This is a genomic window from Gilliamella intestini, assembly GCF_900094935.1.
Taxonomy (GTDB): Bacteria; Pseudomonadota; Gammaproteobacteria; order Enterobacterales; family Orbaceae; genus Gilliamella; species Gilliamella intestini.
Genome location: NZ_FMBA01000017.1, coordinates 36,618 through 46,703, shown reverse-complemented (window position 1 = coordinate 46,703; position 10,086 = coordinate 36,618). Strand labels below are relative to the sequence as shown.

The following is a 10,086-nucleotide window of genomic DNA, read 5'->3' as shown; positions in this document are numbered from 1 at the left end:
AGCTGGATATTCATAGGCCATATTGACAACGGCTTGTTCTATATGTGGCTCTACCCGATTTTTTTCGATAGGCTTTTTACGACTGATTTCTTGAAGCGCAAGCTCACCCCCTTGCTCATACAGTTTTTTAAAGCGATAATAGCTATCTCGACTGTATCCCATGACTTTGCAAGCTTGTTGAACGTTACCGAGTTGCTTAGCTAATTCTAGTAGTCCTAATTTAGGTTTAATGATTTTGGCGGTTTGATTCATTTCTGACTCTCCTTTTTGTGTTATAAAATAACTTAAATGTCAGATTAAGTAAAGACTATTACAAATCAAGGGGGCGAATTTGCCTCCTTATTTGTTTTGGTTTGATACTAGATGATTAGCTTAAAACCGATTTGTGAACCCAGCCCTTGTTTAGTAACAAAAACGCCTACTGCGCAAATCAGTTGTTCGTTGTAGTAAATCAGAGGGATTCGAGTTCGCATCCATGGTGGAATATTATGCTCTTGCCATAGTTTTTTTATTGATCGCGAACCATGACGATTAACAATTTGAAATTTTCCTTGAGCATGGAATCGTACGGTGATTTTTTCATCTGCTTGTGGTAATCGGCAACATAAATCAGTTTGATAATTAACTTGTAATTTACCAACATTATCTGGAAGTGTTAATGCCAATGCTAAATCCCAGTTTAGGATTTGCTGTTCAATATCTTGATATAATGGTAACAAATAGAGTTGATTTTGATAACGGCGAACTTGTTGGTTATTAAAGATAAATTGCGGATTGGCATCTTCTTTTGCTAATACAACGGTTTGCCAAATTAATGTTATTTGTTGGCGTGTTGGCATATTAATATGATTGTGTTTAAACCACATGCGTAAAATTGCATTTCGTTTATACTCGGAATAGTCCATTAATGGTGCAATAGCCAGTTGATTTTGTTCGGTGATAACTTGCTTAAACTCTGCCAATAATAACTCATTGATTAACGTTTCTTGTTGTTGACATAATTCCGCACTGCGTGCAACCATTTGCGAAAAATGTGGCCAGCGTTGATTAAGGATTGGTAAGACTTTTAAGCGTAAAAAATTACGGTCGTAGTGATCATCTTGGTTGCTTTCATCTTCTATCCAATTGAGTTGATGTTTATTCGCATAAGTTTCAATTTGTGATCGTGATATTGTTAATAAAGGTCGAAGATGTTGTTGATTTTCCTGTGGCATAGCGGACAATCCCGCAGGTCCACTACCACGTTTCAATGCCAAGAAGAAAGTTTCACATTGATCATCAAGATGTTGAGCTGTGCATAACGTTTCATTATCTTTTAGATGGCGATATATTGCTTGGTAACGTGCATTTCTAGCTTGCTCTTCAATATTACCCGCTATGGGATCAAGTCTGACTTTTTCAATAATTATTGGAACTTGCCATGTTTGGCATTGTTGCCAGCAATGCGTTGCCCAGTTGTCAGCATTGCAACTCAAACCATGATGAATATAGATCGCTCTTAGCTTTAAATTTGGTAACAATTGTTGTTTAAGCTTAACAAGCACATGCATTAATACCGTTGAGTCAACACCACCACTATATGCAACCAGTAGCGCTTTGTGGTGTTTTATATTATGAAAAACTGTTTGTTTTATTATTTCGTCACACGTGATTTGGTTTTGATTATTCATCTTCTACTTAATTATGCTAAACATTGGTAATGCATTGGCTTTATATAGATTCATTTTTTATTGCTTGATTCTGTCTAAACCAGCAGCAAGATCGGCAATTAAATCATCGGGATCTTCAAGCCCTATATGAAGACGAATTAAAGTTCCTTTAAAATCAATACCAGATACAGGTCTAATTTTTGCTAGTTCTTCGGGTTGATTAGCTAAAATTAATGATTCAAAACCACCCCATGAATAAGCCATTGAAAAATAAGTTAAATTGTCAATGAAATCAGATAATTGCTCGTCAGTTAATCGATCTTTGAGTACAAAAGAAAATAATCCACTTGCACCTGAAAAATCACGTTTAAAAAATTCATGCCCCTTACAACTTTCTAATGCTGGATGATTGACGGTAGCAACTTTAGGATGATTAGCTAACCATTTAGCAATTTTTATGCCACTTTCGTAATGTTGTTTTAATCGTATTGCTAATGTTCGCAATCCTCGTGTGGCTATATAAGCGGTATCCGCATCACACATTTGTCCCATTAAGTAAGAACGTTCGCGTAATTTTTCCCAACAGCGTTGGTTAGCAACAGCGGTGCCTATCATGGCATCAGAATGACCGATTAGGTATTTAGTACCTGCTTGTATTGAGATATCAATATCATGATCTAATGCTTTAAATAATACGCCAGCGCTCCATGTATTATCGATCATAATAATAATTTCTGGATTGACGCTGCGAATTGCTTTAACCATTGAAGGAATATCATGAATTTCCATCGTAATTGAGCTTGGTGATTCTAAAAATACGACTTTGGTATTGGGCTTAATTTGATTTTTAATATTGCGACCCACTAATGGCGTAAAGTAATCTGTTTCAACACCAAAATTTTTTAAAATTTGCTGGCAAAATTCTTGAGTAGGCTCGTAAGCGGCTTCAGACACTAATATATGATCGCCAGCTTGAACAAAAGCTAAAATGGCATTAGCTATGGCGGCTGCGCCACAAGGGTATAGATAGCAACCAGCTCCACCTTCGATTTCAACCATCGCATCTTGTAGCGCAAAATGAGTTAATGTACCACGGCGTCCATAAAATAATGCACCATTGGCACGGTTTTTGGTGGCTTCTTTTTTTGTTTCAATTGAATCAAAAACCAATGATGATGCACGTTGAATAACCGAATTAACAGCGCCTTGTGTATAACGCTTTTTACGTCCTGCATGAACTAATTTTGTTGGTAATGACATAATGATACACCCTTGCTACTATTTATTAAGGTTGATATTTTTATTAATTTTGATAACAGTTAGCATAGCATGCTGTTAAAATAGTAAAAAATAAATTTTATTAATATTTTCTTGCCAATTATGCTAATTGTTCAACTTGCTTGTCTTAAGGATGCTGACATTAATTTTTCACTGTTGCCTCAAACGCTTCTTAATGAAGCAAATAATTTAAGTGGACAACGTAAAAAACAGTTTTTAGTTTGCCGTTCAATTTTGGCTCATTTGCTTAAACAATACTGTGATATTTCGATGTTACCTGTTATTAAGGTTGGAGATAATGGTCGTCCCTCTTTTTTAGAGTCACACTTACCAGATTTTAATATTAGTCATAGCCAAGATTGGGTAGCAGTTGCGATTTCGTTAGTAGGTAAGGTTGGTTTAGATATCGAAGTAGCACGTCCACGAAAAAATTATTTGAAAGTAGCTAAAAATTTTTTTGCTGATGACGAATATCAATGGATGATTAAACAAGAGGATTCTTTAAAAGCTTTTTGGCAGCTTTGGACATTAAAGGAATCTGCATTAAAGTTATATGCTAAAGGCGTTTGGCAAATTAAGTCGGTTAATGTTGATTTAGATAAGAATATAATTAGTTCACCTTTTGCCAAGCATTTTTATTTTCAATATCAACAAATTGATGATGTTCACCTTGCAGTTAATTGTGATGTGCCAATTACACAATTGAAGTTGCAATCTTAAAGAATAGAACATTGCCACACCATTAATGTGGCAAATAGATACAATTTGTTGATTATTCGTTTGTGCTAAGCAAGCCTGACTCGCTTAAAGTTTTATTGAAATCCTTGTCCATAAAGAATAAATCGCGTTTATTTTCACCAACTAATTCAAGTTTATCGACAATACTTTTGAAGAGTTTTTCTTCTTCATGTTGTTCTGATACATACCATTGCAAAAAGTTAAACGTCGAAAAATCTTTTTGTGTTAAAGCATAATCAACCAACTCATTAATTTCTTTAGTAATTTTTAGTTCATGCTTATAAGCAACTTGGAAAACTTCTAATAATGATTTAAATTTTGATTCTGGTGCATCAATTTTGCCAATCAGTGCCAATGATCCACAATCTAAAACATAGTCAAATAAGCGTTCCATGTGTTGACGTTCTTCACCTGCGTGATCTCTTAAAAATTTACCAAAAGAAGGAAAATTTTGATCATCGCACCATGCGCTCATTTGTAGATAAAGATTTGAAGAATAGAATTCTAAATTTAACTGGTCATTGAGTTTTTTGACCATTTCTTTTGTTAACATCTGACTTACCTCACATTGCTATTTTTATTATTTCAATTTTCATTCACTTTTTTGAAAAGTCATCTTAAAATAAACCTAAGTTATTTACCTTCTTGGTTTAAATTTTTTAAATTAGATAAATATTTTGTAGGGTTTTTCTGTTGTTATTATCTAATTGATACTCCTGTGCTAGCCAATTATCTATGGTGTTATAACGTTGTTTGATTGCGGTAATGGCAGCGGTTAAATATTCTTTTTTGGCAGCAAAAATCATTTTTTGCTTTTCAAAATCTTCAGGTGTTAATTTACTTTTATATTGATTTAGTATTTCCTCACGAAAGTCATGTAATAGTTGTTCGGTGAGTAAATAATCTTGCATAACCTCTTCTTCGCTAACACCTAAAGCAAATAATACCAGTGCTACACCAATACCTGTTCTATCTTTCCCGACTGCGCAATGCTGCACTAGTGGTTGTCCTTCTGAGTTTAATAGTATTGAAACCAGTTGTCGATAAGCAGCATTATTAAAAGGTAATAGCTGATAAAGTGTTATCATAAAGTCGTAAGGTGACTTTTGCTTAAGTGTAAGAGAAGTGGTTTCTAACTCTGTGGTTAAGCTGGCAGTTACCGTATCATTTAATGGATTTGCGGGAACATTAATATAGTTGGCATTATGCCATAAATTATCAGGAAAACGGGCTAATTCGTCTTGGTCTCGGTAATCTAAAATATAGTGTATTTTTAGTTCATTAGATAAGAATGCTTGTTCGTCATCAGTGATGCGCGAAAACTCACCAGAGCGGTACAATAAACCCGATCGTATTTTGCGTCCATCCATTGTTTTTATTCCACCCAAGTCACGAAAATTAACACCATTTTTTATTGGTACAATCGATGCCATTACTTACCCTTATTTATTATTAACTTTGCTTGCTATATTAACATGTTTCTGATTAGAATTAAGTCATTGTTTTTGCTTTATCAATAATTGAGGTTATTACTATGTCAACGTTATCTATTTTACTTTCTGATAATCATGCTCCAAAACAATGGGGCTTAAATGCGCTACTGAGCTTTTCGGATGATACTATAACGGTTCACTATAAATCAAAAACTCGTTTAAGCGTAATTCAACAAGCAGGGCGCAAGTTAGATAACTTAGGCATTAAATCCGTTAAATTAAGTGGCGAGGGTTGGAATTTAGAGGCATGTTGGCATTTTTGGTTAGGTTATCGTAATGCCAAAAATAGTAACAAAGTTATGTGGGCAAAACTCAATAGCGAAGATAAGCAAGAATTGAAACACCGTTTGGCGATTATCGATTGGTGTCGAGATATTGTCAATCAACAAGCCGATACATTAAGTCCTGTTGAGTTAGCCACACGAGCAGCTAAGTTAATTAGTACTTACTCATCTGCTGTGACTTACAACATCATTTCAGGTGAAGCTTTAAGAGAGCAAGATTATATGGGTATTTATACGGTTGGAAAAGGTTCGGATCGACCAGCGGCTTTGCTTGAACTTGATTATAACCCGACCCAAAACCCTAATTCACCAATTACGGCCTGTTTAGTTGGTAAAGGTATTACCTTTGATTCAGGAGGATATAGTTTAAAACCAAGTAATTTTATGGAGTCAATGCGCTCAGATATGGGTGGGGCTGCGTTGGTAACAAGTGCATTAGCATTAGCCATTGCGCGCGGTTTAAATCAACGTATTAAGCTTTATTTATGTTGTGCGGATAATTTGGTGAGTGGCAATGCGTTTAAGCTAGGCGATATTATTCGTTACCGTAACGGTAAAACGGTTGAAGTTGATAACACGGATGCAGAAGGGAGACTAGTTTTAGCTGATGGTTTAATTTGTGCTGATAATGACCAACCTCATTATATTATTGATTGTGCAACACTGACTGGAGCGGCTAAGATTGCGGTGGGGAATGATTATCAGTCATTACTTTCGTTTGATGATAACTTTGCTAGCCAATTGTTAGCTAGTAGTGATATTGAGCATGAAGCTTTTTGGCGATTACCATTAGCCGAGTTTCACCGTTCGCAATTTCCATCATCATTTGCTGATATAGCAAATTCAGGTATACCTAATACTGCTGGGGCAAGTACTGCTGCGGCTTTCTTATCGCATTTTATTAAAAATTATCAAAAAAATTGGCTACATATTGATTGTTCTGCAACATTCCGTAAAAGTGCCACAGCTTTATGGGCAATAGGGGCAACAGGTGTTGGTGTGAGAACTTTGGCAAACTTACTAATAGCATTAAAGTAGCTTGGAGATGATAGTTGTAAATGTAGGCTAGCATTATTTGGATAAACACCTCTGCAGTTGTTTCATTTGCAGAGGTGTTTTGTTATTAGATCATTTCTTATTAAAAAAGTGCAATAATTATTTATAGTTGCTGTCTTATTATTCTTTAATAACAATGGTTTTTTTTATGTAAATTGACTCAATTGGAACATTTTGGTGAGGTCCTACGCGCTTAGTTTCTACGCCCACAATTTTGTCAACTACGTCCATTCCTTTAATAACTTTACCGAATACTGCATAACCATATTGCATTGGTGATTGGTAATTAAGAAAATCGTTGTTGGCGACATTGATAAAAAATTGGCTAGTAGCACTGTCTACTTCACTTGTTCTTGCCATAGCAATGGTGCCACGCTCATTTTTCAAACCGTTATTGGCTTCATTTTTAATTGCTGGATTAGTCTCTTTGAATTTTAATTGATCATCAGCACCACCTCCTTGAATCATAAACTCAGGTATAACGCGATGGAAAGTTAAATTTTCATAGAATCCACTATTTACATAATCAAGAAAGTTTTTGGTGGTAATCGGCGCATGTTCGCTGTCTAGTTCAATTTCAATGTCACCCATACTGGTTTGTAATAATACTTTGGTGTCAGCTAAAGTAATGCTAGAAAACAAAGTTAGCAATATGGTAATAAATAACAGTTTAATCTTTTTCATATATTAATTTCTTGCTCCAAAAAAAGGGTGGTTGATTATACCGAATATTTAATTATTTTGAATATTATTATGAAAAATCAGATGATTTTTTGTGTTATAGCTCGTAAAAATGTTGAATTGTATAAAATGGCAAAGCCAATTAGGTTATTGTATTGATGTTTCCTTAAACTTATTTTGCAAATAAATATATTGAATTTTATGCGATGTATTTTGTGTGATATGCCTTTATTTTTGCCTCATCACGGCATTTGTTGTCAATGTGTTAATAATTTACCAAAATTCAATAAAATTTGTCATCAATGCTGTCTGCCGCACTCTTTACCAACTGATATTTGTTATCGATGCCGTGTTAATAAGCCTTATTGGGATGAGCTTATTGCCGTTTCTGACTATGTTAATCCGTTAAAAAAATTAATTCATCATTTAAAGTTCTACAATAAAGTCGAATTAAGTACAGCATTAGCAAGATTGATGTTTTTAGCTTGGTATCAACGGCGAGAAAGCGATACTTTAGCTAAACCTGATTTGGTGACTTGTGTGCCTTTGCATCATATTCGTTATTGGTCTCGTGGTTTTAATCAAGCTGAGTTATTGGCAAAGCCAATTGCTAGATGGTTAAATCGTGATTTTTATCCTTATTTGTTGTTTCGGAATAAAAGTGGACAAGATCAAAAAAGGCTGTCTCTTACCGAACGGATTGGTAATGTTGACGCGCTTTTTATATGTCATCAAGATCTTTCAAATAAATCGATAATGCTTATTGATGATATTGTCACAACAGGTAATACAATAAATGTCATTAGCCAACAATTAAAAAAATGCGGTGCAACGAGCGTTCAAGTCGTTTGTTTATGCCGTACAGTATTGTAAAATCCTAAACAATGCCTATAATAACCAAGAAAGTTAGTCAACTATTATTATATTATAAATGATATTGGGTTTATTAATTACCTAATGACATTAAAGTGAGGGGTTATGTCTATTATTACTATTTCTGAGCCAGCTCAACAACACTTTAAAAAATTGCTTGCTAATCAACCTGATGGAACACAAATTCGGGTGTTTGTTATTAACCCAGGTACGCCTAGTGCTGAATGTGGTGTTTCGTATTGTCCTGCTGATACGGTGGAAGATAGTGATATTGAGGAAAAGTATACCGATTTTTCAGTTTATATTGATGAAATTAGTGCGCCATTTTTAGATGAAACTGTTATTGATTATGTGACAGATGAATTAGGTTCGCAATTAACACTAAAAGCGCCAAATTCAAAAATGAAAAAGGTCGCAGACGATGCTCCGCTTATTGAGCGTGTTAATTATGTAATCCAAGCGCAAATTAACCCTCAATTAGCTAACCATGGAGGGCATGTTAGTTTGGTTGAATTAACTGACGATAATTATGTTATATTACAATTTGGCGGTGGATGTAATGGGTGCTCAATGGTAGATTACACTTTAAAAGAAGGCATTGAGAAACAATTAATGGCAGAATTTTCTGAACTAGCTGGTGTAAAAGATATTACTGAACATCAATCTGGAACACATTCTTTTTGCTAAAATAAATTTTATTTAAGCCTTGCTTATTGCTAGGATTGAGTCATAATCGATCGGCATTTGCCATTGATATTGTGATGAGGTTTTATGAATCAAGTTAGTATTATTTCAGATCTTATCGTTTGGATTGAAAAAAATCTAGAGCAACCATTGTCTATCGATCATGTTGCCCAAAAATCAGGTTACTCTAAATGGCATTTACAACGTATGTTTAAAGAGGTAACTGGTCAGGTACTTGGTACTTATATCCGTCATCGCCGTTTAACTTATGCTGCGCTTGCTTTGCGCATGACAAGTAAGCCTATTTTAGATATTGCGATGCAATATCGTTTTGATTCTCAACAAACCTTTACTCGATCTTTTAAAAAACAATTTAATGAAACACCCGCAAGTTATAGGCGAGGTGAATTTTGGGATCCTACAGGATTAACACCTGCTATTGAGTTGAATAAAAATCAACTTTTATTACCTGAACCAAGATTTTTTAATATGCCCAAACAAACGTTTTGGGGTATTACATTTAAGAATAATTGTAATTTGAGCCAATTATTAGATGAAGAAAATAAGCTAAGAACTGAATTTTTTCATAATTATATATCACGCTGTAATAATAAATTTGAAAATCTACCTGATAAAATTTATGCTTTTAGTCGTATATTGAAAAGTAAAGATAATGCTAATGAACAAGAGTTATTTTATACAATTGCTTTAGATCATAATAATGATATTGAGCATATTGAGGAGTTTGTTAGTGAAGGGGGGATATATCTTTGTTTTAAATATATTGGTTCGCCAGACGAGTTTATTGATTTTATTTCTCGGGTACATTTATCGGCTATGCCAGCATTAAAAGTGCGTTTACGTTATTCTAGTTATATAATTGAAATTCATAAAAATCTTCATGATGGAGGTATCGAATCGGTTAAGGATATTAAACGTATGGAGTGCGATTATTGCGTGCCAGTTGTTGCTGATAGTGAAGTCAATATCCAATCAAGTTTATAACTATAATATGATATAAAAATCGGCTATTAGATATTGACTGAGTTATTTAGTTATCTGAGATTTAATAAAATCTTTTCTAACCACTTTTTAAATTCTGGAGTTGCTTCTTTTAGGCTATTAGAGCCTCTTGTTACTGTTGCAATACCAATTTTTAGTTGCTCTTTAAGTTGGCGTTGATTGATTGAACCATCAAGTAATGAATGTACGATTTTAACTCGAGTAATTAAAGCATCTCGCTCATCAGCGGTCATTAGTAATTTTAATATATCCAGTGAATAACCATCGTTAAATGCTTGGTGTAATAATTCAACTGTTTGTTTCCATTCGTTAGTTTTCATTATAATC

At 34.2% G+C, this 10,086-nt stretch carries 12 protein-coding genes; 5 read left to right on the top strand and 7 right to left on the bottom strand.

The genetic code is table 11. The features are described 5' to 3' along the window. The 3 genes from GA0061080_RS06200 to metC all read right to left on the bottom strand — a co-directional run. The coding region (locus GA0061080_RS06200; RefSeq protein WP_141683102.1) for a helix-turn-helix domain-containing protein at window positions 1-252 on the bottom strand (252 nt) is incomplete at its 3' end. Window positions 253-359: 107 nt separating this feature from the next. Beyond that, window positions 360-1,670, bottom strand: coding sequence for a tRNA lysidine(34) synthetase TilS (gene tilS / locus GA0061080_RS06195; protein WP_091122689.1), 1,311 nt, complete (start codon window positions 1,668-1,670; stop codon window positions 360-362). Window positions 1,671-1,727: 57 nt separating this feature from the next. Beyond that, complete coding sequence (gene metC / locus GA0061080_RS06190; RefSeq protein WP_091122686.1) at window positions 1,728-2,909, bottom strand: cystathionine beta-lyase; 1,182 nt, start codon at window positions 2,907-2,909, stop codon at window positions 1,728-1,730. 120 nt (window positions 2,910-3,029) lie between these two features. Here metC and GA0061080_RS06185 point away from each other — a divergent pair, with 120 nt between their 5' ends. After that, window positions 3,030-3,647, top strand: a complete 618-nt coding sequence (locus GA0061080_RS06185; protein ID WP_091122682.1) for a 4'-phosphopantetheinyl transferase family protein — start codon at window positions 3,030-3,032, stop codon at window positions 3,645-3,647. Window positions 3,648-3,699: 52 nt separating this feature from the next. On the opposite strand, the gene ftnA is transcribed toward GA0061080_RS06185, so the two are convergent. Together ftnA and GA0061080_RS06175 are read right to left on the bottom strand one after the other, a co-directional pair. Then, window positions 3,700-4,218 (bottom strand): non-heme ferritin, encoded by a 519-nt coding sequence (ftnA, locus tag GA0061080_RS06180; RefSeq protein ID WP_091122678.1) that lies wholly within the window; start codon window positions 4,216-4,218, stop codon window positions 3,700-3,702. Window positions 4,219-4,324: 106 nt separating this feature from the next. Then, the gene (locus GA0061080_RS06175; RefSeq protein WP_091122675.1) at window positions 4,325-5,098 is read right to left on the bottom strand and encodes a tyrosine-protein phosphatase; all 774 of its coding nucleotides are present in this window, start codon (window positions 5,096-5,098) and stop codon (window positions 4,325-4,327) included. A 95-nt stretch (window positions 5,099-5,193) separates the two neighbouring features. On the opposite strand from GA0061080_RS06175, the gene pepB reads away from it, so the two are divergent. Next, window positions 5,194-6,480: an aminopeptidase PepB gene (pepB, locus tag GA0061080_RS06170; RefSeq protein WP_369332954.1), complete on the top strand. Its 1,287-nt coding sequence runs from the start codon at window positions 5,194-5,196 to the stop codon at window positions 6,478-6,480. Between the two features lie 138 nt (window positions 6,481-6,618). On the opposite strand, the gene GA0061080_RS06165 is transcribed toward pepB, so the two are convergent. Beyond that, a complete protein-coding gene (locus GA0061080_RS06165; protein WP_091122667.1) occupies window positions 6,619-7,182 on the bottom strand; it encodes a peptidylprolyl isomerase in 564 nt (187 codons plus the stop codon). A gap of 198 nt (window positions 7,183-7,380) precedes the next feature. On the opposite strand from GA0061080_RS06165, the gene GA0061080_RS06160 reads away from it, so the two are divergent. From GA0061080_RS06160 to robA, 3 genes are all read left to right on the top strand, one after another. Continuing rightward, window positions 7,381-8,052 carry a phosphoribosyltransferase family protein gene (locus GA0061080_RS06160; RefSeq protein ID WP_091122663.1) on the top strand — a complete coding sequence of 224 codons (672 nt, stop codon included), beginning with the start codon at window positions 7,381-7,383 and terminating at the stop codon, window positions 8,050-8,052. Between the two features lie 111 nt (window positions 8,053-8,163). Then, window positions 8,164-8,739, top strand: a complete 576-nt coding sequence (nfuA, locus tag GA0061080_RS06155; protein WP_091122696.1) for a Fe-S biogenesis protein NfuA — start codon at window positions 8,164-8,166, stop codon at window positions 8,737-8,739. An 84-nt stretch (window positions 8,740-8,823) separates the two neighbouring features. Then, the gene (gene robA / locus GA0061080_RS06150; RefSeq protein ID WP_091122659.1) at window positions 8,824-9,741 is read left to right on the top strand and encodes an MDR efflux pump AcrAB transcriptional activator RobA; all 918 of its coding nucleotides are present in this window, start codon (window positions 8,824-8,826) and stop codon (window positions 9,739-9,741) included. A gap of 50 nt (window positions 9,742-9,791) precedes the next feature. Here the strand turns inward: robA and trpR are convergent, their stop codons facing one another. Next, window positions 9,792-10,079, bottom strand: coding sequence for a trp operon repressor (gene trpR, locus GA0061080_RS06145; RefSeq protein WP_209435755.1), 288 nt, complete (start codon window positions 10,077-10,079; stop codon window positions 9,792-9,794). Between the last annotated feature and the right edge of the window lie 7 nt (window positions 10,080-10,086).

Bases quoted from the DNA above. Each gene is read 5' to 3' on its own strand.
- tilS (WP_091122689.1), bottom strand. From the start codon at position 1,670: ATGAATAATCAAAACCAAATCACGTGTGACGAAATAATAAAACAAACA.
- metC (WP_091122686.1), bottom strand. From the start codon at position 2,909: ATGTCATTACCAACAAAATTAGTTCATGCAGGACGTAAAAAGCGTTAT.
- GA0061080_RS06185 (WP_091122682.1), top strand. From the start codon at position 3,030: ATGCTAATTGTTCAACTTGCTTGTCTTAAGGATGCTGACATTAATTTT.
- ftnA (WP_091122678.1), bottom strand. From the start codon at position 4,218: ATGTTAACAAAAGAAATGGTCAAAAAACTCAATGACCAGTTAAATTTA.
- GA0061080_RS06175 (WP_091122675.1), bottom strand. From the start codon at position 5,098: ATGGCATCGATTGTACCAATAAAAAATGGTGTTAATTTTCGTGACTTG.
- GA0061080_RS06165 (WP_091122667.1), bottom strand. From the start codon at position 7,182: ATGAAAAAGATTAAACTGTTATTTATTACCATATTGCTAACTTTGTTT.
- GA0061080_RS06160 (WP_091122663.1), top strand. From the start codon at position 7,381: ATGCGATGTATTTTGTGTGATATGCCTTTATTTTTGCCTCATCACGGC.
- robA (WP_091122659.1), top strand. From the start codon at position 8,824: ATGAATCAAGTTAGTATTATTTCAGATCTTATCGTTTGGATTGAAAAA.
- trpR (WP_209435755.1), bottom strand. From the start codon at position 10,079: ATGAAAACTAACGAATGGAAACAAACAGTTGAATTATTACACCAAGCA.